This window comes from Rhizobium sp. Leaf371 (genome assembly GCF_001424045.1).
Taxonomy (GTDB): Bacteria; Pseudomonadota; Alphaproteobacteria; order Rhizobiales; family Rhizobiaceae; genus Ferranicluibacter.
Map to the genome: position 1 here is coordinate 386,462 of NZ_LMQB01000012.1, position 24,712 is coordinate 411,173.

A 24,712-nucleotide genomic window follows, 5' to 3' on the forward strand; every position below is an offset into this window, starting at 1 on the left:
TCGCAATGTCGGCTGGACACGGCAATCGTTGAATGGCCGGCGTGGCGAAAAGGACACCTTCTTTCCTGTCTGCGTGCTTGCCTCGCGGGGCAAACCGCGATCGATCCCGTTTCTCTCTCTGCGCGGCGCTCTTGGATAAACAATGTTTTCCAGCTAGGTGTGGAAAAGCCCTCGCGCCAATGAAAAGGTTGATCGAACATCGTGCGGATCGCCATTTGCAATGCCCTTTATCCCACACCCGACGATCCCCTGATCTTTGGCGGTGCAGAAGTCTTCGTGCGCCAGTTTGCGGAAGAGCTGGTCCAGCGTGGCGACACGGTGACCGTGTTGCGCGCATCGCTGAAGGGCAGGCGCTCGACGGAAAACGTCAACGGCGTCACCGTGGAGTTCATCCCGGTGCGCAATCTCTTTCCACCCTTCGAAGAGCGGAAGAATCCGCTCGTCCGGCTTGCCTGGCACGCGATCGATGACAGGATCCATGCCAGCGGCGAGATCCAGCGCATTCTGGACGCTTTTGCACCAGACCTGCTGCATTCGCACACATTGAACGGCTTGAGCACGGATGTCTGGCGGATGGCCAAGCGGCTGGAGCTGCCGATCCTGCACACGATGCATGATTATTATCTCATCTGTCCCAAATGCTCCCGTTTCAAGTCCGGCGCGTCCTGTCAGGCGACCTGCGGATCCTGTCGGGTGCTGTCGGACAACCGGCGTCGCCGGACGGCTCTCGTCGATGCGGTTGTCAGCGTCAGCCAGCGCACCCTCGATATTCACCGCGAGAATGGCGTGTTCGACGGGTCGAAGCCGACCTATGTCGTCCGCAACGTGCCCAACCCTGCCATCGTCTTCTCCGAGTTGACGCACGGCCCGGGGCCGCTGACGATCGGCTACCTCGGCCGTTTCTCGGAGGAGAAGGGTGTCCGGCTTTTGCTGGAGGCCGTTGCGTGTCTGCGTCCGGGCAGCGTGCGCCTGCTCCTGGCCGGCCGCGTGTCCGACGCGGAGAAGGAAACGCTGAAAGCTCTGGCGCCGGAAGCCGATGTCGATTTCGTGGGCTTCGTATCGCCATCCGATTTCTACCGGCAGGTTCAGGTGGTCGTCATGCCGTCGATCTGGCACGAGCCGGGGTCGCTGGCCCTGGTCGATGCTCTCGCGGCGGGCAGACCCGTCATCGGCACGCCGTTCGGCGGAATACCCGAGATCATCGAAGACGGGGTGACCGGCTGGATTGCGGAGGCGACGCCGCAGGGCATGTCCGCCGCCATATCCCGCCTCGTCGCGGAGCCACGGCTTGTCGTGGCGGCGCACGAGGCCCTGGCTGAGAAGCGTCATGCCCGACGCGCTTTCTCCGACGTCGTCGACGACTATCAGTCGATCTACAGCTCTCTCCTGCGGGGCCGATCGAACTCGCCCGGCACGGCAGCGGTCTTGCCTCTCAAATGATCGAGGGGGACGCGCCCCTTCCTGTGGTGAGACCGGAGGAGACCCGATTGAAGAATCGCCGGCCGGGCTCTTCCACGAAGCGGTAGGTGATCGTCGCGAACACGAGGACCACGCCGATATAGGCGAGGGCGACAAGATCCATCAGTCCGGCCGGGCCGAAATCCAGACGGTCATGAAGGCCGTCGAACCGGATGAGTTCGATGCCGAGCCGCCCCTGTGCGATCCGAGCCGCCGCGAACAGGATCGTGAAGACGATGAAGTGAACCAGATAGATCGAGTAGGACAGCGTACCGAGTAACAGGAGCGGCCGCACGCGCAGCAGCCGGGAAATCTGGCCCCGCTCGAAGGAAAAAAGCAGGATGGCCACGCCGAACGCAATGATGTCGGCCGCGACGTAGCGGGGCTTGAACCAGAACAGCAGCACCATGATCGTCGTTGCCACGAGCTCCGGTGCCGTTCCCTTGAGGTAGGGCTTGTCCCGCAGTCGAAGATAGAGGTCGTAGGTCAGGTTGCCGGTGAAGAAGCCGAAAACGCACTGCACCAGACCGAGGCCCGATGCGAGATTCAGCGTCGTCTGGATATAATCGAGCCAGAAAAGCAGCAGGCCCGACGCGGCGAACATGATCACGGCCCCCCACTGGCGGTAGGTTCCAAACCCGAGAACGACCGCGACGAAGATCAGATAGGTATAGAACTCGGTGCTGATCGACCAACTCGGAGCATTCCAGGTCAGTTCTGGAAACGGAATGATGGCTTGCAGAAGAAAGATGTTCGCGACCAGCGACGGGACATCGTTCGTCCCGGCAAAGGGCGCTTCGGATCCGTGATACCCGCGCGACGACAGGTAGAGTTTCGCCGTTTCCAAGAGGATGAGGATGCCCAGCGTCACGATGTGCAGCGGATAGAGCCGGCCGAACCGTCGGATCATGAACCGCAGGCCCTCCTGCGGGCCATCGAGGCTGGCGCGATAGGCATGCGTGATGACGAAGCCGCTGAGAACGAAGAAAAAGGGAACCGCCAGATTGCCGTTCCGCACGAAGGGGACGGCGTAGAAATAGCCTGCGGCCTGGAAATGAAACAGTGCAACCAGCAACGCGGCAATGCCACGCCAGGAATCCAGCGCATCGAACCTGACCGGCTTTTCTCTCATCGTGGCACCCCGTTTTAACGTGAGCCACTGTTTTAGAAGAAACTACATAAGCGTCAATGAAAATGCCGAGCGAGAGCGAGAGAGTGTCGTCAGAAGACGCGCATCCATTGCGTGTTGGCATGCCGGACGCCCGTGCCGGAGCGCGGGGTCATACGGGAGCGCGTGCCCGACCGGCGTTCAGACGGCGGCTCAGCGCGGCCCCGATGGGCTTTTCGACCCAGAGATGCACGGCCAGCGACCCGGCAATGGTCGCCAACATGCCCAACCAGTAAAGCGCATGCAGCGGCAGGCCGGCCTTGACGCCGATGGCGGCAAAGATCTTGATCGTGAACGGATGCGTGAGATAGAGCGCATAGGACGCATCGCCGCCGAGTGCCAGAAAGCGCGAGACGCGACCGTCAGGCGCGGGATTGCCGAGCACCACGGCCGCCGTGATCAGCACCGCGGGAATGCCGCCGGTGATCAATCGTGGCAGGTATTCGTAGCTTCCGGTCTGAAAAAACAGGACGGCAAGCATGAGGCCCACGCCGACGAGAAGGGCCGAGACGGGCCGCGAGATCCGTGTCTTCCGCAGGAACAGGGCGGCCACAAGAATGCCGAGCAGGAACTCCCCGATGATCGAATTGCCCCAGAAGCGGAGAGGCCACACGGTCGGCGGAACGGCGAGCGCGACGATCATGAGCAGCGCGAAGGCAGCAACGAGCAGGCCGAGGCCCAGACGTTTCGGCAGGAGAAGCGCGACTGCGAAAACGAAATAGAAGAACATTTCGAAGTTCAAAGTCCAGCCGAGCGACAGCAGGGGGAACAGCTCGCCATCGGCTCGAGGCCATGGCAGGAAGGCGTAGGACGCAACGATATGCACGGGATCGATCCCGTTATTGTTGATCATGCTGCCCGCTGCGAGAATCGAGGCCAGCATCAAGGTCGTGCAGATCCAGTAGAGCGGCACGATCCGGATCAGGCGGCGCATCAGGAACAGTCTGGCGGTGCCGGGCACGCCGAAACGATCATGCATCAGGTAATACATGATGAAACCGCTGATCACGAAGAAGATGTCGACACCGAGCCCCCAATCGAGCGGATGCCACATCGTGAACGCCTGACCCGTCGCGCGGGCCTTGTTCTCGATCTCCACACCCACATGCGCAAAAACCACCAGGATGGCCGCGCAGAACCGCAGGATCTGCACGTTCACGACATATCGGGCAGCCATGTCGAATCCTGTCATGGTTTGGAGGCGGCACAGGCATGAAGCATCATGCCGGGGAATACGGGTTGGCCAACTTTAACGCGGTCTGAACCGGGTTACAATCCGTCCCACAGCTTAGATCGTTGTTTCCCCTTGACGAACGCGCTTGTCACGGGCGCGGCGATGGCCGTTTTTTTCCGGGGATAATTGTCCTTCGTCGAAAAATCGTTCCCGCTTTGTCCCCGCATGCCTCTGCGGTGGGATAGTCGGCCCGTCATCTGAAACGAGGTTCCCATGATCTGGACAGGTATCGGCATATCGCTCTCAGCGCCCTCGACCGCCTTGGCTGTCACCGCCGCCGCATACGTCCAGCTGAAGGGGAAAGTGACGTCGGGTGGCGACGTGGACCTGTCGGGCCTTTTGCCTGGCGGGTCCAGAATGGCTCTCATTGGAAAGAAATCATAATGGCTGGTGAAATCGAACTCTCCGACATCCGTACCCTGACGCATGTCCTCGGTCATGACGCGCAAGGCCTTTTCGGCCGGGCGCCGATCGGCAAGATCGCTGCGCCGCGATCCTTCAATATCGTCGCAGCCCTTGGCGACAGCACGGTGCAGCAGATGCACCTGGACTCGACGGTCCGGAACCGTGCGACCTACAATCACTTCTTCATCGGCAATGCACTGTCCGGCAACCGCATCGCCCGCGCCTACAATTTCGGTGTTTCGGGCGAGCGCACCGACCAGACGCTGGCGCGTCTCCCGGCGGCGCTCGCAACCGATGCCGGGGTCCTCTACATCAGCGAAGGCGTCAACTCGATCGCCCAGGCACCCTACACCCATGCCGTCAGCGGCCTGACCGTTTCGGCGGCAACCGTCGGAGCATCGGCCTTTGCCGATACGCAAACGAAGGTCGATGCGGCGCTGGCCCTGGGCTTGCGCGTCATCGTCGTGCTTTGCCACGGCGCGACGAACTGCACGGCCGCGCAGATCAAGCAGCTCGTCATTTACAATGCGGCTCTGCGGCGCCTGGCGGAACTGCGTCAGAACGTCTGGCTCCTGGATGCTCCAGCCATTCTCCACGATCCCGCCACGTCTCCGACGAGCCTCGTCTTCCGCACGGGCTATATGCGGCTCGGCGAGGCGACGATCGTTCATGAGGCGACGACCGGCGCCTACTTCGTGGGCAAGGCCTTCGCGAGGATCCTGAGCGAGGTCATGCGGCTTCTTCCCCGGAATTCCGTCGATGGCTCGAACCAGCGCGTCAACGGCCAGCAGCTGATGAACAACCCGTTCTTCAACGCGACGACCGGCAATGCCGGCACCCTCGGGGCAGGCGGGTCGCTCGCGGCGGGAACGTCGGCAGTTCCGCGCGAATGGCTGTTCAACCGGGCGAGCGGCGACACGACCACGACGTTTACGGTGGGTGTCGAGCCGAATGCGGACGGCAATGGCAACGACGTCGTCATCACCTACAATGTGACCACGGCCGGCGGCGGTGTTCGGGTCGCTCAGGATCTGGCGGGCACCAGTCCGAATGGCGACTATTGGGTGCCGGACACGGTTCTGCAGGGGTTTTCCAAGATCTCGGTCGCAGCGGGATCGACGGGCATTGCGTCCGTGCAGACGAGCCTCGACATGAACGGTACGCTGAACGGCAACAATACGACCCTGACCACGCACGCGCTGCTGGGCGATCTGGCCAGCGGACTTCTGCCCTCGACGGAAGGCTACGCGTTCGAGCATGCTACGGAGCAGATCCAGGTTCCCGCCTATAGCGCGCGCGCCTATCTCAGCTTCCGGGCGCTCAACCTGCTCTGCGGCGCGCCGGGCACCGGCACGGTGCGGCTCAATATGCCGCAGCTGAATGTGATCTCGACATTGGTTGCCTGACGATAGAACAGGCCCCGATCCCACCGTATGGGATCGGGGCCTGTTTCTCATTTGGCGACCGCCGATCGTCGTTACGTGACATCCGTGTCGGGCAAGGACTTCCCGGCATAGACGGCATCGATTTGCCGGACCATGCGATCGGCCGTGTAGGTCGAGGCGAACCGCTGATATCCGATCGCGCCCATCTCTTTCAAACTTGCCTTGTCGAGGGTCCGAAGCGTCTCGTGCAACTGCTCGATATTCTCGGCTTCGACGATATAGCCGTATTTTCCGTGATCGACGATTTCCTGCAATCCGCCGACGGCGGAAACGATCACCGGCTTCGACAGCCGCATCGCTTCGATGGCCACGAGGCCGAAGCCTTCCCAGCGCGAGGGGACGACGAGAACGTCGCAGCTCTTCATCTGGGCCGTCACGTCTTCTCTGCTGAGCCAGCCCAGCTTGACGATACAGTCGGGCAGTGCCTCGGGCAGGACATTCCGGCTGACGGCGACATCGCCCACGAGGCGCACGCTCAGCTTGTCCTCGAGACCCTTCACGGCCTTGATCAGAACATCTACGCCTTTTTGATAATCGAAGCGTCCCGCGTACAGAACCTTGATCCGATCGTCGTTCCAGACGGCCGGTTCAACGGCGGGTGCGGTCGTGGCGATGCCGTTCGGAACGAGACTGAGACGATTGAACGGGATGCCCAGTTTGAGCGCCCGGCCGAGTTCATGGCTGGAAATGACGATGATCTGATCCGGAAACACGGCGAGGCCGCGCTCCACAAGTTCGGCAAGCTTACGGGTTCTCGGGTTGCCGGTCATGTCCATAGACCAGCCATGCGCACAGAAAATAAGACGGGCTTTGGTAAAAGCCCGTGCGACGCGCACCACCGCACCCGCGATCGATGAATGCGCATGAACAATATCCGGTTTCACGGATTTCAATACTTCAAGATACCGTCTCGCAAGCAAAAATGCGCCATAAAGTCTCTTGGGCCGGCGGAATGTCGTAATCGCAATGCCGGTCGAGAGTATTTTTGGATCGATATACTTTAAGTGGGATTCAGGGACTAGGAGAGAAACATTCTCTACGCCGTATTTTTTGACCTGATGAGGGACGAGTTCGGCAAGATATGATCCCGTCCCTCCAATGATTGTTTCACAAACGTGCAAAATCTTCATAAAAAAACGTTTCTTTCAACTCCAAAATGGACCGGCTCTTTCGGTTTTACTGTTATAATCAAGCCGTCTTGTCGTCAATCGCTAACGTTTGGGTTGGCTAACTGCCTTGTTGTCCGATAGGAGTAGAGCTGGCCTCCCGCCGGCTATTCGCCAGAGACTCTGCCAAGGCCTGCGCGTTGGCGCGGGGAAGCCCTGGGACTCCGGTGCAGGATTTGATGATCCTGGGGACGCCGGGTGGCTTGAGGAGCGGAAGGACGAAGCGCTTTCGAAACAGCATCATGCTTTTCAGATGTGCGCGTCCTGCAAACGTCATCGGGCCGCTGGCGCTGGAGCGCTGGTGGTCGTGCACGAGTTCTGCCCCGGGGAAGCACTTGACCTTGTATCCGTAGCACCAGACACGCGCGCAAAGATCCACGTCTTCCATGTAGAGGAAGTATCGCGTGTCCATTCCGTTGAGCTTCTTGTAAAGCGCCCGGGGGATCAGGAAGCCCGTTCCCATGACCCATTCCGCATCGAAGGGCTCCTCACGCGGCCAGGCATCCAGCATCAGGTGCCGGTCGAGATGCTTTTGCAGAAGCGGCTTCAGTTGCGCCACCCGGCGTGCGACCACGTCGAGCGCGGAATAGAAGCGCCGTGCGGAAAACTGCCGGCTCCCATCGGGGTTGATCAGATCGAGGCCGACCAGCCCCACATCCTGGTTCTCCGCCATGTAGTCGAGCACGCGCGATACGCTGTCGAATTCGAAGTAGGTGTCCGGATTGAGCACGAGCAGAAAGTCGGCCGTGGCATTGGTGGCGCCGATATTCACACCGGATCCGAATCCCTCGTTCGTCGGCGAGAGGACGAGCTTGATCGACGGCGGAAGCTCGCGCTTCAGGCGCTCTGCGGAATCATCGGGAGAGAGATTGTCGACGACGATGATGTCTTCCGGGTCGCAGATCTTCTGCTCGACGATGGATGCGATGCATCGCAGCGTCAGATCGACCGTCCTGTAGTTGACGATGATGACATTCAGACTGGGGCGGTGTGACATGAGAACCTCACAACGATGTTTCTCTTGGGTCGGGAACGGAAAGTCCCAAAGCTGCAAAGAATGTCCTTGCATCCGACCGGGATGTTTCATGCATGGATTTGACGTGCAGGACGCAAGCTTGCGAAATAACGGTCCGCTGCTCGGCAACCTCCGTGATTACGCGGTCGAGAAGCCGTACGTCCTGTTCAAGGTCAAAGGTGATGAGCATGCTCGGAAGACGCATCCGCTCGGGGATGCATCCGGTTGAAGAAGCGAGAATCTCGCTTCCATAGCTGTAAGCTTCCAGTATCACCAGCGGGTCCGCTTCGTCTACCAGCCGTGTGGGAAGAATGAAAATGTCGACGTCTTCGTAGAAACGCGCCTTTGCGTCGCCTTGCACGGAGCCGAGATAGGTCGAAATCGTCGGGTGCCGCTCGCAGAACGCAACGATCTCCTGCTTGAGCGCGGCGTCGGCCACGGGGCCGGCAAGGCAGAAACGGAAATCGCTCCGGATCGCGGCGAGTTTCTCGATCATCTGCAGAAGGTAATCGACGCCCTTCTCCCGCGTGATCACGCTCAGATGGCCGATCGTGACCGGGCCATGACGCTCCGCCGTGCGCCCCTTCTCGTCGTAGAAGAAAAAGGCATTCGGCAGCACGAAGCTCCGGCTCTTCTGTTGATCGGTGAGGTAGAGCGCCGCGTACCCGTCGCGCATCCTGGCGGACAGGAAGACGTGACGCTGGAACGGACCGCCCAAACGGCACAGGACACGACTTGCGCGCGTCGGACCGAGATTGATCGGTCGGAAGGAATGGTGATGGACGATGTGGTCGAGTTTGCGCAGACGCAGCGCGGCGATGGTGGGAAGAAACAGCCAGACGCCGTTCTGGCCGGGAGGAGACGTGTAGACGTGATCGTCCCGACGAAGGAAGAACAGGATGATGAAGGGCAGCAGAAGGCCCGCTGCGATCTTCTCCGCCCCGGTGCCGCCCGTCGGCAGAATGGTCGTGGGGGCCTGTGATTCGAAGAATCGGGTGATGGTGGCATTGTAGTTGGACTGGCCATTCAATGGCTGCGGCATCGGGCCGATCATCCAGATGCGCGGGCGCGGATGCGTCTCGGCTCGCGCCGCGCGGGCCCTGTTCATCAGCAATATCAGGAACTTCAGCATGGGTACCCGTTTCAGAACAATCGGTTTCAGGACGGCCGACGGTCAGGTGTGTGGAGCGAATCAGTCGGTGATATCGATCGAGAACGGCTTGGCTGCATCCACATCATACATGATGGGCGCCGGACCGAGAGCAACATTTTGCGTTGCAACATTATTATCGCCGCACATCATCGTCCCGGTCGGGGTCCCGAAGGGCAGCGTGAAGGTCGCTTTTCTCTGTTCGTAGGACGTCCAGAGGACGATTTTCTGGCTCGTTCCGGATGTTATGCGGGCAACGAAGATATCCTTGAGGGGCTGCTGGACCTCGATGGCGTCAGCCGACTTGACGAGATCGGTTGCCGTGCGGACGAAACAAACGGCCATCTTCGGCTTGTCGTCATAGGTGAAAAGACCGTAATTGCTTTCGCGATCGACCGGATCCGGGCTGATGTTCTTCAGCGCGTGTATCCAGATGCCCTTGATCCACGGGATCGTTGTACTCTGCAGGATAAACTGTGCAAAATTATAGGCCGTGAGGTCATAAGGCATCCCGCAATTGCCGTTCGATGTCGGCCAGCCGTACTCCGTGATGTAGATCGGCGTCTCGACGCCGCCGCGAATGGTCTTCAGCTTGGTCTGAAGATCCTCGACACGTTCGATCATTTCCGCTGCCGTGCGTTTCGACGGTTCCGCGCGGCACTGGTTGTAGAGGTGAACGGACAGGCCGAGGGCATTGTCGAGCACGCCGCCCCGAACCACCGCCTGAGCCCACTCCCAATTCGCGTCGTCACCGACAGTGCCGACGAGAATGCGCGCGCTCGGCATTTTCGCCTTGATCGTCTGGACGGCGAACTTGGCCACGCGGACATAGTGGACTGCGGCCCGCGGATCGTCCGGCGGTCCTGCGCCGTCAAGCGTCTTTTCCCGTGCGCCAAAGCCGATCGTCATGTTCCACTCGTTCCAGATCTCATAGATTGGATTGAACGGGGCGGTGATCTCGACGGCTTTCCTGAGATAGGCTCCGAAGTAACGCAGCCCCTCGTCGGTGAGCGGCGGTACGCCGCCGGGCACGGTCAGCGTATTGGTGTGCCCAAGGTTGATCAGCGGCTGGAGATCGGACTTCGGCAGGAAGCGCATCATGCGCCCTGCACCGGCAAGCACGACGCCGCCCGCCGGCGGAAACTTGAAGGACTGCCAGATCAGATAGTCACGGGTGGATGTGGCTCCGAGGTCGTGCAACTGGCGCAATCCCGTATCGGGATTGATATAGCCGAGCACGCGAGACGGACCGTAATAGACGTTGACGCCGATGATGGGCGGCTCGAAACTGGGCGCGTGTGACGCGATCGGATCGAACGTCACGGAGCGTGTTTCTGCCAGTGCGGATGCGCTCAAAGCGATCGTGGCGGCAGTGATGGACGCTGCCCATCGAAGCAGAGACGACAATCTTGAAAACAGGGCTGTAACTCCTTCCGTCTTTTCAGACGAGATGATGGCCCCCCAGAGCGACATTTGTGCGACGATGGCGACGCACGAACCTTCCCACACTTGCCTTACGCCCATGCTTCGTCAGAGGGGCGCGATCCTTCTGGCGGTCTGTATAGACATTACGCCCGCTTTCCGACAGGCCCGGAATCGCGAATTTTCTCCATGAACGCCAGAAATCTCGAACCCAGATAATCCGGATCGTATTCGCTGGCGCGTGCTGCGGCATTGGAGCGGAGATGTGCCAGCTTTTCAGGCTGGGACAGAAGGGTCTCCAGCGCCCGACGCCATGCGTCAACATCACCCGGTTGTACCAGCAATCCGTTGTAGTCATGCTCCACGAACTCGGGGATGCCGCCGATCTTGCTCGCGATGACAGGCACGCTGTTCTGCAGCGCCTGCACCACGACACCGCCCAGAACCTCGAACCATAGGGATGGGATGCACAGGACATCGCTGCCGGCGATATGGTCGATGGCCTCTTGCATCGGGACGTGGCCGGTAAACTCGATCCAGTCATGATGCCCATAGCGCGCCTTGAGGTCCGCTTCGGCGGATCCCTTGCCGACCACCTTGAACGTGAAATTCCAGTCCTTCCTTGCGGCTTCAGCTGCCGTCAGAAGGACATCGACGCCTTTGCTCTCTTCCAGGCGTCCGGCATAGACGAAGCGGACAACATCGGATGGCTGACGTGCGATCGTTGGGGGCGGATATTTATTGGCGTTCGGAATGGCCGCCGTCGGATAGTCGTTGAGCGGCTGGTGCCGTGCGTTCAGTTCCAGATTGGCGCGCGATGGAGAGGCAAAGCCGATACGCCGCGCCGCCGTGATGCCCTTGCGCTTCGACCAGGCCGAGACCTTGCAGACGGTGCACTGGGTTTCGCAGGTTTTCCCCTTGGAGAACATCGTCATACGGACGCACGACAGGCCCATGTCGTGCATGACATACATCATCGGGATATCCCGCTTGCCGATTTCGGCAAGGGCATTGTGCCCGATCCCCGTCATGTAGTGGACGTTGCAGAAATCCGGCTTGAACGCGTCGAGAACCTCACCGAGAATGCGCGGGTTGCGCGGGTCGATATGATCTTGCAGGTGCCAGAGTGGCTTGAGATAGGTCTGCTTGACATTCCCCTGCTTGTGGATCGGGTAGGGCCGCGGAAAGAAACGCGCCCACACCTTCATGCCATCGACCATCTCGCCGGATTTTTCCTCGTCCGGTGAGGGAGCAGCCGTGAGCACACCGATTTCGTGTCCCTGCTTCAGGAGCCATGAAGCCAGGTTGGAAGCCGAGATCTCGGCGCCGCCAAGAATATGCGGCGGGAACATTGCTGATACGACAAGAATCCGCATTACAGTCCGCTCTCATGTTGAACGGACCCAAATTCCCGATCGTGTGCAGCGGAAGCCAGTTTTTCACAGGGAATCAGATAAGAACGACCAAAGTCGCACGTCTCAAAAAGCTTCCGGTTTCCGAAACGCCGTTCGTGAATATTCAGTAACATTGAAAGCTCCGCAGCGTTCGAAGTATAGTGTGCAGCGGTTGCTTTTATATCAGAAAAATGCTGCAGGGCAATGATGGGGCTCGCTGCAGCGCACTAAATTTCGCGATGTCGTTTCGGTGGGCGGAAGCGCAACGCGCGCAGCGGGGCCGCAAGCGTCAGAGCGTGCGCGCATCCATCAAGCGTCAACGGCCCGGGCGGCGTGGCGGCTCAAGCGGCTCGGCGTGTCAGCTCGCGTGAGCCGTTGATGCTGCGTTGCGCGATGTGTCGGCGAGATTGCCTTGGGCGCTTGATGCCGGCGTGAAATTGCGAATTTCGTCCATAAACGCGAGATATTTCGCGCCGAGATGATCCTGGTCGAATTCGCTGGCGCGGTTGGCAGCGTTCGTCTGAAAGCGCGTCAGGCGTGCGCGGTCCGAGAGAACCGCATGCAGCGCCTCGCGCCAGGACTCGACGTCGCCCGGTTGCGCCAGAAGGCCGTTTTCGTCGTGGCGGACCAGTTCGGGAATGCCGCCGACATCGCTGCCGATGACCGGCACGCTCATGCCGAGCGCCTGTATGACGACGCCGGGGGAGTTTTCCATCCAGATCGACGGAATGCACAGCATGTCGCTTCCGGCGATAGTGTCGATCGCCTGCTGGAGCGGAACGTGACCCGTGAATTCGATCCAGTCATGATGATCGAACCGGGCGCGCAAGTCCGGTTCGGCCGCTCCGCTCCCGACCACCTTGAAGGTAAAATCGAAGTCCGCTTTGAGCATCTCGGCTGCGGAGAGCAGGACATCCACGCCCTTGGCCGACTCCAGCCGCCCGGCATAGATGAAGCGGACGGTTTCGGATGGGCTGCGCGCCATCGTGGGGGCAGGGTACTTGTTGGCGTTGAGGATGTGCGCCATGGGGTAATCGGCGAGCGGCTGGAAGCGTGCATTTCGCTCGAGATTGGCGCGGGACGGTGCGCAGAATCCGATCCGGCGGGTGGCGCGGATGCCTTTGCGCTTCGAACGCGCCGAGAGCTTGCACGTCAGACACTGTTTCTCGCAGGTCTTCCCGTCCACGAACATCGTCAGCTTGCTGCAGGACAAGGCCATGTCCGGCATGACGTACATGACCGGAATGTCGCGTTTCCCGATCTCTTCCAGAACATTATGCCCCAGCCCGGTCAGGTAGTGGACATTGCAGAAGTCCGGCTTGAAAGCGTCGAGGATGGGCGCAACAAGCGACGGGTTCCGGGGATCGAAATGATCCTGCAAATGCCAGAGCGGCTTGGAATATGTCTTCTCGACGCGCCCCTGCTTGAAGATCGGGTAGGGCCTGGGCATGTACAGGCTCCAGATCTTCATGCCATCGACCATCTCTCCGAACCGCTGTTCCTCCTGGGTCTTTGCGGCCATGACGACCCCGATGTCGTGGCCCTGTTTCAAAAGCCAGGATGCAAGATTAAAGGCGGATATCTCTGCGCCTCCCAGTATATTGGGAGGAAACATTGCCGAGAAAACGAGGATGCGCATGTCGTGACCATTTCAATTTTGCCGGTTCTTCTGGACTCTGACGTGCTGAGAAGAACGGAATTTTGGGAAGGGATATCCCGGTTGTTTTTCGGGACCCGATCGGCTTTCCTTTTTGCTTCGAGGAGATTCAATCTTTCAGAGGGATCAGGCGCAGATCGATGGCCTGTATCCTGGCTGTCACGGAACGGCCTCCACGTATCATGGAGCCGTTGCGGGGAGGCTTGGTGATGCTCGCGCAACGGTTGCAAAGGCGCGGAGAGCATAAGTCTTCCACGCTCCTCAGGAAGGCGAAACGTCCACCAGCAAGTCTCTGCATTGTCGATCGTCTCTCCGCTCAACGCTGCCAACAGAGGGCCGGAGAGTGGTGCAATGCAGAGCATCTCACCCTATCCGGTTGTAATTCCACGATGTTGCATTGCGGTAGAGGCGAAAATTGGGCATGGTGACACGAGGCTCTGCTTTTCGATATCTTCTAAAGTATGAAAGACTGAAAAGATATTCTTGGTAATGGCAGGGTTTGAGATCAGCTTTAAATTGTATAAAGAAGTCAACATGCGCTTTCTCATCACTGGAACGGCCGGCTTCATCGGCTTTCACCTCGCAAGACGGCTTCTGGACGCAGGCCACTTCGTCGTCGGTTTCGACGGGATGACGGCCTATTACGACATCGAGCTGAAAAAGAAGCGGCATGCCATTCTGGAGCGGTCGAACGGTTTCAAGCCGGTCATCGGCATGCTGGAAGACAAAGCGGCCATCGATCACGCGGCCGATCTGGCCGAGCCGGATGTCATCATTCACCTCGCCGCTCAGGCGGGCGTTCGCTACAGCCTGGAAAACCCGCGCTCCTACGTGGAATCCAACGTGGTCGGCTCGTTCAATATTCTGGAAATCGCCAGAAACCTGAAGCCGCGGCATCTGCTGCTGGCATCGACCTCGTCGGTCTATGGGTCCAATGAGAAGGTGCCTTTCGCCGAAAGCGACAAGGCCGACGAGCAGATGACCATCTACGCGGCCACGAAGAAGTCGATGGAACTGATGGCGCACAGCTACGCCCATCTCTTCCATGTTCCGACCACGGCATTCCGGTTCTTCACCGTTTATGGCCCATGGGGTCGCCCGGATATGGCGCTGTTCAAGTTTGTCGAGGCGATCCGCAACGACCGCCCGATCGACATCTACGGCGAAGGCCTGATGAGCCGGGATTTCACCTATATCGACGATCTGGTCGAGGGCATCGTCCGTCTGGCCGATATCCCGCCGAATGAGTCCAATCGGGTGACGACGGAGGGTGTCAACGACACCCTGTCGAAGCATGCGCCTTTCCGTGTCGTGAACATCGGTGGAGGTCAGCCGGTCGAGCTTCTCCGCTTCGTCGAGACGATCGAGGCGGCGATGGGCAAGGCGGCGGTGCGCAACATGCTGCCCATGCAGCCGGGCGATGTCCCCAGAACCTATGCGTCGCCGGATCTGCTGGTCGCCCTGACGAACTTCCGTCCGGACATCGGTCTGGACGTCGGTGTCGAAAAGTTTGCCGAATGGTATCGGACGCATTACGCATAGGCGACAGATTGCCATCGGCGTCGGGCCGGGCTGTGGAGATGCGATGTGAGACACCTGTTTGCGGCTTTGTTGGCTCTTTCAGCCGTTGCGATCTCGCCCTCGGCGGCTTTGTCTCAAGGCCCTGAGAAGACGATCGCCTTCGATGCCCGGACGTTGGTCTCGCGGCCCGAGCCGCTCATCATCGGCATCGGTGTTCACTTCGGCATCGGCGGCGACATGAACTATGTTGCCGAGCCTTCTGCCGCGCGCCTGAAGGAACTCGGCGTCGATTCCTACCGTGACGATCTGGTGTGGCCGATCTTCGACCAGCCGGGGAGCGTGGCCGGCGCCTATCAGCCGCGCCAGCTGTTCGATTTCATGGCGGTTGCCGGTCTTCGCCCGCTTCTCATTCTCGGCCATGGAAACGAGCAGGTGAAGGAGGGCAATCCGCCCTTGACCAAGAACGGGCGGCAGGCCTTTGCCGATTTCGCCGCGCGGGCGGCGGCAGCGACGCAGGGTTTCGACCCGATCTACGAGATCTGGAACGAGTGGAATGTTCAGCAAGGCTTCAATCCGCCTTGGTTGATTGGCGCGGGCGTGCCGTCCGACAAACGCGCCGCTGCCTATTATGCCGCCCTGGCGAAGGTTGCCGTGCCCGCTGTTCGCAAGGTTGCCCCCCGTTCGACCGTTCTGTCCGGGGCCGTGGGGGCGGATCAGGACTGGCAATGGACGAAGGCGATCATCGATGGCGGTGCGATCCGCGATGCGAGTGCCTTGTCCGTTCACCTCTACAATCACTGCGACCCCGACGAGACCAAGCGCACCGCGACGGAAATGATCGACAGGCTTTCCCTGCTGCAGGAGCGTTTGTCCGGCAATGGCGTGCCGAAGCCGATCTACGTGACGGAGTTCGGCTGGCCGACGGCGCGCAAGCCCTGTGTGATCAGCCAGCAAACGGCTGCCGACAATGTCTCCCAGTTTCTCCTCTGGTCGGCCGCCACCCCTTGGATGAAGGGGGCGTGGGTCTATCAGTTGAAGGATCAGGGCCGTAGTCCGGACGAGATGGAGTTCAATTTCGGCTTGTACGACTATGACTACAAACCGAAGGCCGCCGCCTGCGCCGTGCGCGAAGCGACGCGTCTTATCAAGGGTGGGAAGGCCTTCCGGCTGGAGCGCCCATTTCCCGACATGTTCGTGCTGCATGTCACGGGCGACGACGGTCAACGTCTCGTCGCCTGGACCACAGGGGCCGGCAAGACGGGCAGTCTTTCCCTCGGGACGTCGGAAGGCGCACCGGCACGGGCGCTTTGCGGGTCCGGGGCGGTGTGGAAAGACGGTCGGCTGCCCATCGGCGGCGAGCCCGTCGTCATCGATCTGCCGAAGGCGGAGACGGTGAACGTCACAGTCAGCTTGGCCGGGAGCCCTTGATCGACGCTTGTTGGCCCCGCTAATTTATGCGACTGATCGCAGCGCGATAACACGGCTCGGCAAGCACCCCACCGGAGGGTGACGGCCGGCAAAGAGGTGGTCTTGAAGCTCTATAAAACGGATAGCATCGACGTTCCGATCGGACCGCCTGGCAGCAGGGCCGAGTTCATCGATTTTGACGAGTGCATTGCGGTGATCAGGAGGCAGGTGAGGATTTTTCTCATCATCCTGCTGGTGTCCCTGTGTGTCGGCGGCGCGTATCTTTCCGTGGCCAAACCGTTCTACAGCGCGGATATTCTTGTCCTTCTCGATGAAGATGGCGACCTCGCCAGTGAGCGGCGGTCGGAGTCTGCGCGCGATTGGGCCAAGATCGACCCGATGCGCAACAGTCCCTACATCCTCACCCAGATGCAGCTCTTCACCTCCAACGCGGTGCTCGACAGGGTTATCGACAGTCTTGGCCTCCTCAAGGATCCGCTGTTTCAGGATTCCAACCGGTCGCTTCAGGAATCTCTTCTGAACGTGCGGACGAAGATATTGATCTTTCTGGGAATAGCCTCGGACGGCCGTGTCACTGCGGATGCGGACGTCGCGCGCGAATCTGCGCGAGCGGGGCTTCTGTCGGCTCTGCGCGTCACCCGGATCGGGGAATCGAGCGTCGTGCGCGTCCGGTACGTCTCGACGGACGGCGACATGTCTGCCCGGATCGTAAACGCGATCGGCGACGCCTACGCGACCGATCTTCTCAGTGCGCGCTACGACGCGACGCGGCAGACAGGCAGCTGGCTACAGGCAAAAATCGGGGAACTGCGTCAGCAGGCCCTGGATAGCGACATGGCGGTTCAGGCCTTTCGGACCGAGCATGATTTGTTGACCACGACCGACAAGGAGACCGAGGAAGACTCTCTCATCTCCGATCAGCAGTTGCAGGAGCTCAACAGGAGCCTTTCGGCCGCAACCTCGGACGTGTCCTATCTCCGTGCGCAGTATGATCAGATCAAGCGCATCGTCGATTCCGGACGAACCGATTCCGAGGTGACGGGGACGATCCGAAACTACCTGTCAAATGATCTGCGCCAGCGCTATCTCGACGCGGTCCGCATCGAGGCCGATCTCAGCCGCCGTTTCGGTCCGAACCATATTCAGGCCGTCCGTGAGCGCGTGACGATCGACGGCTATCGCAAATTGATGTTCGAGGAACTTCAGCGTGTCGCCCAGACCTATCTCAGCGAGTTGACCGTCGCGGAGGCTCGATTGGCCAATATCACCGATCGCGTGAAGAAGGCCACCGAAGTGACAACCCTGGCATCACAGGACAAGGTCCAGATGCGGGAACTCGAGCGAACGGCCGAAACCTATCGCCGGCTCTATGGCGCATTTCTCGCGAGTTATCAGCAGGCGCTCCAGCAGCAGAACATTCCGGTTTCCCGATCGCGCGTCGTCAGTAGCGGTCGTCCGCCCGAAGCGCCGAACTATCCGAGCAAGTCCTTGATCATGGCGCTCTTCTTCATGATCGGAATGATCGGCGGCGGCAGTGTCGCCGTGCGCCGCGAAAACCGGGAGAAGTTTTTCCGCAATGGTGCGCAGGTGCAGGAGCGTCTCGGGCTGACCTTTCTGGGTACGGTTCCCGCAATCGTCAAAACGGACGCAACGAAGAGTCTCGAGCCGAATCCGCTGCTCGGGTCGCAGGCCGCTTTCGCAAGCTATGTTCTCGACAATCCGTTTTCGGATTTCGCGGAGACCTTGCGCAGCACGAAGATCGCCATCGACATCGCGAAGAGCAGATCCGGGGCAGCCGTGATCGGCATCGTCTCCACGGCGCCCGGCGAAGGGAAATCGACGATTGCCATCAACTTCGCAAAGCTTTTGGCGGACCAGGGCAAGCGCGTCGTTCTGATCGACGGAGACTTGCGCAATCCCGGTGCGACCCGCGCGCTCGCCCCGGCCGCGACCCGCGGTCTGTTGCAGGCGCTGATGGAGGAAGGTGCCCTGCAATCGACCCTCATCGAGGACCAGAGAACCGGACTGAAATTTCTGCCGGCCGTCATCCAGCACCGCGTCTCGCATTCCGCCGATCTCCTGTCGTCCGATCGGATGCAGGCGCTCCTCGAAGGCATGAAGCGGGAGGTGGACTACATCGTCATCGACCTTCCGCCGCTGGAAGCGCTGGTCGATGCGCGCGCGATGGAGCATCTGATCGACCGGTTCGTCTTTGTCGTGGAATGGGGCGGCATTTCGGAAAAGGCCGTGCTTCAGGCGTTCGATCGCGCACCAATGGTGATCGACAAATGCGTCGGGGCGATCCTGAGCAAGGTCAACATGGCCAAGGCAAAGCTTTATCGGCGTCCCGATCTCCTGAACTGATCGGTTGCCGGAGACGCGGCTGTTGTCTGGGGAAGACGAGACGCAATCCCCCGAAGACGAGCGAAAGCAGAGATATCCACCGTTTTTCTGATCCGGAATGGATCTGACGGACGCCTTGAGGAGAGGTCGGGTCGATGCTGCGGGACGTGGTTTCCGCGGACCGGGGCGAGCGGAGCGTCCGTTCAGGGGCGGCAACCGACCGAGGCGCCGAGCGGACACAGGAAACATGTCCCAGAACGCATAATGGCGTCGGTCCTGTCAGAGCCGACGCCATCGCTTCGCGTGAGAACCGTATCCGTGTTACTTAAGCGGCCGGATATGGCGCATATAGTACCAGCCGGGAGACTCGGCCGAGATCAGGTTCTCGTACATGATCCGCGGCGCCTTGATGCGCCGGACGGAGCCGTCGTTCAACTTGATCAGCAGAGCACTTGCCGCCACGTCATAAGACGCCGACGAAATCATCTTCGATGTCAGATTCATTGTTTCCATAAGGACCACCGCTGCGAGCAAATTCACGTGAACCGGTAAAATGCCACCGATTCATGGTTAAATTGTGCGCTGCAGCGAAGATTGTCAACCGCCTATCCGGTCCCGGCCTTACAGAGCAAACCAGAGGCGGGGATTCTCGCCGGACTGGATCTTGATCCAGGAGAGGCCCGCCTGACGGAAAGGCCGGATCCGGCTGGTGCGATTGTCGAGGACGAGATCGCCATCGGATGTCTTGACGACGAGGACAGCGTGACCTTCGCCTTCACGGGTGCGGGCGACGGCGATGCGCAGTGCCGTGGCGGGCCAGCCGAGCGACATCAGCTTGCGTCTCTTGGTGAGCGCGAAGTCCTCGCAGTCGCCGGCCGAGACATCGGCCTGCCAGACATCGCCCATCGTGCCGCTCCGGTCGTTGACGGGGATGATCGCGCCGTTGACGGCGCGGTTGACGCGCTGCAGCTCCGCATTCTTTTCCGAGGTCAGCGTGACGATGGCCGCACTGGAGCCGACCTCGCAGTCGCCGGGGTTCTGCAAGCAGAAGCGGATCTGCGCGAAAGGCGCCAGCGTCGGGCCCTTCTGCTGGAGATAGAGGGCAGGGTTCACGAAGCCGACCCCGCGGGAGAGTTCGCCGAGCGGTGCAGCGACCGCCTGCAAAGGGACCATCATGGATGCCGTTACGGAGAAGGCCAAGATGAGATGTCTGATCATACTGTTCTCCATTTCTGGCGCCTCGATGAAGCGCATCTCGGCGTTTCCAACCGGCGCCGTGTCTGGCGCTTTTCGTTTCCTGTGCGATCACCCTAGCAGCGAGATTTTACGGGCCGCTTTCCCGGATGCTTAAAATTTGAACGGTGCTTCGTTTTCGGAATCGCGACCCCGTTTTTCTCTCGGTCGCCCTGGGGACGCGCCGACGCACGATTGAAAAATCAGCAGAACGCGGGTAGAACCCGGCCATGCAATGGACCGATGAGGCTATAATCCTGGGCGTGAGACGTCACGGCGAGACGTCCGTCGTCGCCGAGGTGATGACGCGGGCGCGGGGGCGCCATCTCGGTCTGGTCCGGGGCGGGCGGTCGCGCGCGCTGCAACCGGTGCTGCAGCCGGGCAATGCGGTGGAGGTCACATGGCGCGCCCGCCTGGACGAGCATCTGGGCGAGTTCCGGATGGAGCCGCTCGAACTGCGTGCGGCCCGCCTCATGGAAACGGCGGCCGCCGTCTATGGCGTACAGGCGATGGCGGCGCTGCTGCGCCTTCTGCCCGAGCGCGATCCGCATCCGCACCTCTTCACGTCCCTGTCCGTCATCCTCGATCATCTGCATGATCCGCGCGATGCCGGCGAGCTGTTCGTCCGGTTCGAAATCGCCGTGCTCGAAGATCTCGGCTTCGGGCTCGATCTCGCCCGCTGCGCGGCGACGGGAACGCTTGAGGATCTCGCCTTCGTTTCGCCGAAATCCGGCCGCGCCGTCAGTCGCACGGCGGGACTGCCCTATGCCGACCGCATGTTCGCGCTGCCGCCCTTTCTGTCGCTCGAGGGGAGGGCGGCCGATCGGCAGAGCCTGGAGGATGCGCTGCGCATGACCGGCTATTTCCTGCACCGGCATGTCTACGAGCCGCGTGGCATCGACGTGTCCGCTGCCAGAAACGGCTTCGTACAAGCCGCGCTGAAGGCGCTCGCCCCGCTGCCCCCCGCGCCGGATGCTTCGGAGACGGGCGCCGCGGCAGGGGATAAGCCGCGTGGCATCCCCTCTCTTTCAAACGATTAGCCTCCGATCGCGAGATTAACGCCGCGCCCGTCTTGGTTTCCGCGGCAATGACGATAAATTGCCGTCTTTCCTTATCGCCTCCGTCGGCCGCTGCCGCAGGGGTCTGTATGACGGGTACCCATGACCGACCTCCTTGTCCTCGCCGCCTTCGTCTTTTCGTTTCTGGCCTTTGCCCGGACGCGCCAGGCCCATGAGCGCTTCACCCGCGACATCGCCTTCCTCCAGTCCGAGGTCGCGCGTCTCTCCGCCGACCGCCCGCAAGCCGCACTTGCGGCAGGCGCGGCAATGGAGGTCGTGGTGGTGGATGAGAACAACGAGGTCGATGGCGCAACGGCAAGCGAGGCCGTGATCGAGCCCGAGACGCTGGAGGCCGGGGAGCCGCCCGCGCCGCCGCCGGAAACCGAGCCGCAAAAGCCGCGCGAATCCTTCGAAAGCTGGCTCGGCGCGCGTTGGGCCGTCTGGGTCGGCGGCATCGCTCTGGCGCTGGGCGGTATTTTCCTGGTCAAGGTCTCGATCGATGCCGGGCTGTTGAGCCCGGCCGTGCGGCTCGTGCTGGCCGCGCTGTTCGGCGCGGGCCTGATGGCGGGCGGCGAGATGATCCTGAGGCGCGGCTCCGTCGAAGGGGCGCGGCGGTTCGGCAATGCCATGATCCCAGGCATCCTGACCGCGGCCGGCGCGGTGACGATCCTCGGCGCGATCTTTGCGGCGCATGCGGTCTACGCGTTCATCGGACCGACGACCGCCTTCGTTCTCATGGGGCTGGTCTCGTTCTTCGTGCTCTTCCTGTCGCTGCGCCACGGACAGGCGCTGGCGGGGTTGGGTCTCGCCGCCTCGCTCGTTACGCCGCTGTTGATCGATGCCGACGATCCTTCTCCCTGGAGCCTCTTTGCCTTCCTGTCGCTGGTGTGGCTCGCCTCCATGGCCACCGCACGGATCGGTCGCTGGCGCATCGTGCCGGCTCTCGCCAATATCGGCCTCGCGCTCTGGGGCACGGTCTATCTGATCGCGGCAGATCCGGCCGTCACCCTGCCGGTCTCCCTCTCGCTGCTCGTCCTCATCTTCGGTCATGCTTTCGTGTGGCCGGCCGGCGCCGACGATGCGGAGCCCGAGACCGTCGAAGACGACCATCCTGTCCCGGAGCCAACCGAACCGACCGGCGAGGTCGCCGAGGTCCCAGCCGAAGGCCCCGTCGCCGTGCCGCCGCGCCGCGCCGCGCCCTGGCGCCGCCTGCTGCTGCCACGCCACGCGCCCATCATTCTCACCGGCGCCTTTGCCGTCTTGATGACCGGCCTCTCGCTCATCGGGCCGCTGACGGAGACCATCGGCAATCCGACCTATGAATTCCTGGCGGTCACCGCCGCCCTCGGCCTCCTCGGCGCCTTGCGCGTGCGCGCCGTTTCGGCCGCACTGGCAGCGGGTCTCATGGCCGTGCTCGGTGTCTCCACGCTCGCCACCTTGCCGCAGCTTCTGGAACTCTCCAGCATCGGCGTCGTCGCCGACCGGCCGTTTTCGACGTCGTCCTTTGCGGCGCTCAGCCTTGCGACCATCTTCATCGCGCTCTGCGCCTTCGCGCTGCACCGTCATTCCGGAAGAGCGCGCTTCGCCATGCTGTGGGCAGGGCTGGCGGCCGTCACGTCGGTCGCCTGTGTCGGGCTCTCCTTCCTGATTCTCGGCACCTATGCGTTCGATCCGCTGCATGGCCTGGCCGCGACGGTCGCCGCGGTCGCCTTCCTCACGCTGGCGGAGCTGTTCTTTCGCCGCGATGCACGCCTGCCGCCGGTGGCGCAGGGGTTGCTGCTGGCCGGCGCGCTCGGCCATCTCGTCATTGCCGCGCACGCGCTGTCGGACGGATTGGGAACGGTGCTCGCAATGGCGGTCTTCGCCGCTGCCTTCATCGCGGCCACGAAGGTTCGCAACTGGGTGGCGCTGCCCTGGGTCGGCGCTCTCGGCTTCGTTCTGGTGCTCGCGCGCATCGGCTGGGAGCCGACCATCGTCGGACCGCTCGCCCTTGGCCGCACGCCCGTGTTCAACGCGCTGCTGCCGGGTTACGGCGTTCCCGCGCTGCTCGCGCTCGGGTCGGCCTATGCGCTGCGCGACTGGCCGTCCGACCGGCTGCGGAACGCGCTGCAGGCCATCGCCAGCCTGTTCGCCCTGCTGACGCTCGCCATCCTCGTGCGTCACGCCATGAATGGCGGCCAGTTGCAGGGCGGGGCACCGTCGCTCGCCGAACAGTCGATCTACACGCTGCTGGTCATCGGCGGTTCGGCCATCCTGATGCGGCTCGATCTCAGTCGTCCCGGCTCGTTCCTGCGCTATGGAAGCATCGGCCTCGGCGTCCTCTCGTTGCTGATGACGTTGTCGGCCCATCTCTTTGTCCTCAACCCCTATCTGACCGGCGAGATGCTCGGCCCCTATCCGCTGTTCGATCTCCTGCTGATCGGCTATCTCCTGCCGGGTCTTGCCTATGCCGGTCTCGCGCGCGTGGCGGTCGGCCGGCGCCCGCCGGTCTTCGTCGCGGCCCTCGCGACGGCTGCGGCTCTGCTGGCCTTCGCCTGGGCCACGCTGTCGGTGCGCCGTGCCTGGCAGGGGCCGGGGATTGCCGACTGGAAGGGCTTCCTGGCGGGCGAGACCTATACCTATTCGGTCGTCTGGCTCGTCCTCGGCGTGGTTCTGCTCGTCGCCAGCCTTCGCTTCCACAGCCGCGTCATGCGCATCGTGTCCGGCGTGCTCGTCTTCGTGACGGTGCTCAAGGTCTTCCTGTTCGACATGGCCAATCTGGAAGGACTGCTCCGGGCCCTGTCCTTCATCGGCCTCGGCCTCGTGCTCATCGGCATCGGGCTGTTCTATCAGAAGGTCCTCACATCGCGGCCGAAACAGGCCGACGATGCGCCGGCGGGAACAGACCCATGACGCCCACCGGGAGACAGTCCGAGGTCGTGGCCTCACCCGGCCTCACCGCCGCCTTCGCCCCTTTCGAGGATTTGGCCGGAGCACTGCTTGCCGAAGGGGCGGCGGGCGATGACGGCTCGCACGATGCGGCGCATCTGATCCGCGTCTGGCGCAATGTCTGCCGCCTGCAGGCGGAGGAGGGCGGCGACCTGCGTCTGCTGTGCGCGGCGGTGCTGCTGCATGACGGGGTGGCGGTGGAGAAGAACGCGCCCAACCGCGCAAACGCCTCCCGGCTGTCGGCGGAGAAGGCCCGCGGGCTTCTGGCAGGCCTTCGCTGGAGCGCGTCTGATATCGATGCGGTCGCCCACGCCGTCCTCACGCACAGCTTCTCGGCCGGCATTCCGCCGGAAACGCTGGAGGCAAAAATTCTTCAGGATGCGGACAGGCTCGATGCGATCGGCATGATCGGTGCCGCCCGCTGCTTCTACATCGCCGGGCGTCTCGGCAGCGGTCTCTACGATCCGGTCGATCCCCTTGCCCAGCACCGTCCGCTCGACGACAAGGCCTTCGCGCTCGATCATTTCGAGGTCAAGCTCTTCAAACTCGCCGCCAATTTCCAGACCGGGAGCGGCCGGCGCATGGCCGGGGAACGGCAGCAGCGTCTGCGCACCGTCGTCGACATGCTGATGCAGGAAATCGGCTGATCCGGACAAGCGCCGTGTCCAGCGTCGTCGCCTGTTCAAG

18 protein-coding genes are annotated in these 24,712 nt (G+C 61.7%); 8 read left to right on the plus strand and 10 right to left on the minus strand.

What is annotated here, in order from left to right:
- Window positions 1-201 precede the first annotated feature (201 nt).
- The gene (locus ASG39_RS09760) at window positions 202-1,440 is read left to right on the plus strand and encodes a glycosyltransferase family 4 protein (protein WP_062594781.1); all 1,239 of its coding nucleotides are present in this window, start codon (window positions 202-204) and stop codon (window positions 1,438-1,440) included.
- On the opposite strand, the gene ASG39_RS09765 is transcribed toward ASG39_RS09760, so the two are convergent.
- Both ASG39_RS09765 and ASG39_RS09770 read right to left on the minus strand, forming a co-directional pair.
- On the minus strand, window positions 1,433-2,590 hold the full coding sequence (locus ASG39_RS09765) for an acyltransferase (RefSeq protein WP_062594782.1): 1,158 nt from the start codon (window positions 2,588-2,590) through the stop codon (window positions 1,433-1,435). The two genes, ASG39_RS09760 and ASG39_RS09765, sit on opposite strands and share 8 nt — an antisense overlap.
- Window positions 2,591-2,738: 148 nt before the next feature.
- Window positions 2,739-3,803 carry an acyltransferase gene (locus tag ASG39_RS09770; protein ID WP_062594783.1) on the minus strand — a complete coding sequence of 355 codons (1,065 nt, stop codon included), beginning with the start codon at window positions 3,801-3,803 and terminating at the stop codon, window positions 2,739-2,741.
- A gap of 440 nt (window positions 3,804-4,243) precedes the next feature.
- On the opposite strand from ASG39_RS09770, the gene ASG39_RS09780 reads away from it, so the two are divergent.
- On the plus strand, window positions 4,244-5,671 hold the full coding sequence (locus ASG39_RS09780; protein WP_062594785.1) for an SGNH/GDSL hydrolase family protein: 1,428 nt from the start codon (window positions 4,244-4,246) through the stop codon (window positions 5,669-5,671).
- Between the two features lie 71 nt (window positions 5,672-5,742).
- Here the strand turns inward: ASG39_RS09780 and ASG39_RS09785 are convergent, their stop codons facing one another.
- The 6 genes from ASG39_RS09785 to ASG39_RS09810 all read right to left on the minus strand — a co-directional run bounded on the left by ASG39_RS09785 (window position 5,743) and on the right by ASG39_RS09810 (window position 13,379).
- Window positions 5,743-6,840, minus strand: coding sequence for a glycosyltransferase family 4 protein (locus tag ASG39_RS09785; RefSeq protein WP_082477110.1), 1,098 nt, complete (start codon window positions 6,838-6,840; stop codon window positions 5,743-5,745).
- Between the two features lie 97 nt (window positions 6,841-6,937).
- Window positions 6,938-7,873 carry a glycosyltransferase family 2 protein gene (locus ASG39_RS09790; protein WP_082477111.1) on the minus strand — a complete coding sequence of 312 codons (936 nt, stop codon included), beginning with the start codon at window positions 7,871-7,873 and terminating at the stop codon, window positions 6,938-6,940.
- Window positions 7,874-7,880: 7 nt separating this feature from the next.
- Window positions 7,881-8,999: a glycosyltransferase family 4 protein gene (locus ASG39_RS09795; RefSeq protein WP_162242423.1), complete on the minus strand. Its 1,119-nt coding sequence runs from the start codon at window positions 8,997-8,999 to the stop codon at window positions 7,881-7,883.
- Between the two features lie 84 nt (window positions 9,000-9,083).
- Window positions 9,084-10,364, minus strand: coding sequence for a hypothetical protein (locus ASG39_RS09800; RefSeq protein ID WP_062594788.1), 1,281 nt, complete (start codon window positions 10,362-10,364; stop codon window positions 9,084-9,086).
- A 245-nt stretch (window positions 10,365-10,609) separates the two neighbouring features.
- Window positions 10,610-11,839 carry a glycosyltransferase gene (locus ASG39_RS09805; protein WP_082477112.1) on the minus strand — a complete coding sequence of 410 codons (1,230 nt, stop codon included), beginning with the start codon at window positions 11,837-11,839 and terminating at the stop codon, window positions 10,610-10,612.
- Window positions 11,840-12,215: 376 nt separating this feature from the next.
- A complete protein-coding gene (locus ASG39_RS09810) occupies window positions 12,216-13,379 on the minus strand; it encodes a glycosyltransferase (protein WP_347360159.1) in 1,164 nt (387 codons plus the stop codon).
- Window positions 13,380-14,048: 669 nt separating this feature from the next.
- Here ASG39_RS09810 and ASG39_RS09815 point away from each other — a divergent pair.
- The 3 genes from ASG39_RS09815 (at window position 14,049) to ASG39_RS09825 (ending at window position 18,827) form a co-directional block, all read left to right on the plus strand.
- Entirely contained in the window at window positions 14,049-15,056 is a 1,008-nt protein-coding gene (locus tag ASG39_RS09815; protein ID WP_062594791.1) for an NAD-dependent epimerase/dehydratase family protein, read from the plus strand.
- 45 nt (window positions 15,057-15,101) lie between these two features.
- On the plus strand, window positions 15,102-16,463 hold the full coding sequence (locus ASG39_RS09820; RefSeq protein ID WP_156468096.1) for a cellulase family glycosylhydrolase: 1,362 nt from the start codon (window positions 15,102-15,104) through the stop codon (window positions 16,461-16,463).
- A gap of 96 nt (window positions 16,464-16,559) precedes the next feature.
- On the plus strand, window positions 16,560-18,827 hold the full coding sequence (locus tag ASG39_RS09825) for an AAA family ATPase (RefSeq protein ID WP_277995963.1): 2,268 nt from the start codon (window positions 16,560-16,562) through the stop codon (window positions 18,825-18,827).
- A gap of 300 nt (window positions 18,828-19,127) precedes the next feature.
- Here the strand turns inward: ASG39_RS09825 and ASG39_RS09830 are convergent, their stop codons facing one another.
- Both ASG39_RS09830 and ASG39_RS09835 read right to left on the minus strand, forming a co-directional pair.
- Complete coding sequence (locus ASG39_RS09830) at window positions 19,128-19,310, minus strand: KTSC domain-containing protein (RefSeq protein WP_062594794.1); 183 nt, start codon at window positions 19,308-19,310, stop codon at window positions 19,128-19,130.
- A gap of 117 nt (window positions 19,311-19,427) precedes the next feature.
- Window positions 19,428-20,024: a transglutaminase-like cysteine peptidase gene (locus ASG39_RS09835; protein ID WP_162242425.1), complete on the minus strand. Its 597-nt coding sequence runs from the start codon at window positions 20,022-20,024 to the stop codon at window positions 19,428-19,430.
- Window positions 20,025-20,269: 245 nt separating this feature from the next.
- On the opposite strand from ASG39_RS09835, the gene recO reads away from it, so the two are divergent.
- The 3 genes from recO to ASG39_RS09850 all read left to right on the plus strand — a co-directional run bounded on the left by recO (window position 20,270) and on the right by ASG39_RS09850 (window position 24,672).
- Window positions 20,270-21,079, plus strand: a complete 810-nt coding sequence (gene recO, locus ASG39_RS09840; RefSeq protein WP_082477114.1) for a DNA repair protein RecO — start codon at window positions 20,270-20,272, stop codon at window positions 21,077-21,079.
- Between the two features lie 120 nt (window positions 21,080-21,199).
- Complete coding sequence (locus ASG39_RS09845) at window positions 21,200-23,989, plus strand: DUF2339 domain-containing protein (protein ID WP_062594796.1); 2,790 nt, start codon at window positions 21,200-21,202, stop codon at window positions 23,987-23,989.
- Complete coding sequence (locus ASG39_RS09850) at window positions 23,986-24,672, plus strand: HD domain-containing protein (RefSeq protein ID WP_062594797.1); 687 nt, start codon at window positions 23,986-23,988, stop codon at window positions 24,670-24,672. Before ASG39_RS09845 ends, ASG39_RS09850 begins: the two co-directional genes overlap by 4 nt.
- Window positions 24,673-24,712: the final 40 nt, after the last annotated feature.

Excerpts from the sequence above, each read along its gene's own strand:
- ASG39_RS09765 (WP_062594782.1), bottom strand. The coding sequence starts at position 2,590 with ATGAGAGAAAAGCCGGTCAGGTTCGATGCGCTGGATTCCTGGCGTGGC.
- ASG39_RS09770 (WP_062594783.1), bottom strand. The coding sequence starts at position 3,803 with ATGGCTGCCCGATATGTCGTGAACGTGCAGATCCTGCGGTTCTGCGCG.
- ASG39_RS09780 (WP_062594785.1), top strand. The coding sequence starts at position 4,244 with ATGGCTGGTGAAATCGAACTCTCCGACATCCGTACCCTGACGCATGTC.
- ASG39_RS09785 (WP_082477110.1), bottom strand. The coding sequence starts at position 6,840 with ATGAAGATTTTGCACGTTTGTGAAACAATCATTGGAGGGACGGGATCA.
- ASG39_RS09790 (WP_082477111.1), bottom strand. The coding sequence starts at position 7,873 with ATGTCACACCGCCCCAGTCTGAATGTCATCATCGTCAACTACAGGACG.
- ASG39_RS09795 (WP_162242423.1), bottom strand. The coding sequence starts at position 8,999 with ATGAACAGGGCCCGCGCGGCGCGAGCCGAGACGCATCCGCGCCCGCGC.
- ASG39_RS09805 (WP_082477112.1), bottom strand. The coding sequence starts at position 11,839 with ATGCGGATTCTTGTCGTATCAGCAATGTTCCCGCCGCATATTCTTGGC.
- ASG39_RS09810 (WP_347360159.1), bottom strand. The coding sequence starts at position 13,379 with ATGGCCGCAAAGACCCAGGAGGAACAGCGGTTCGGAGAGATGGTCGAT.
- ASG39_RS09815 (WP_062594791.1), top strand. The coding sequence starts at position 14,049 with ATGCGCTTTCTCATCACTGGAACGGCCGGCTTCATCGGCTTTCACCTC.
- ASG39_RS09830 (WP_062594794.1), bottom strand. The coding sequence starts at position 19,310 with ATGAATCTGACATCGAAGATGATTTCGTCGGCGTCTTATGACGTGGCG.
- ASG39_RS09835 (WP_162242425.1), bottom strand. The coding sequence starts at position 20,024 with ATGATCAGACATCTCATCTTGGCCTTCTCCGTAACGGCATCCATGATG.
- recO (WP_082477114.1), top strand. The coding sequence starts at position 20,270 with ATGCAATGGACCGATGAGGCTATAATCCTGGGCGTGAGACGTCACGGC.
- ASG39_RS09845 (WP_062594796.1), top strand. The coding sequence starts at position 21,200 with ATGACCGACCTCCTTGTCCTCGCCGCCTTCGTCTTTTCGTTTCTGGCC.
- ASG39_RS09850 (WP_062594797.1), top strand. The coding sequence starts at position 23,986 with ATGACGCCCACCGGGAGACAGTCCGAGGTCGTGGCCTCACCCGGCCTC.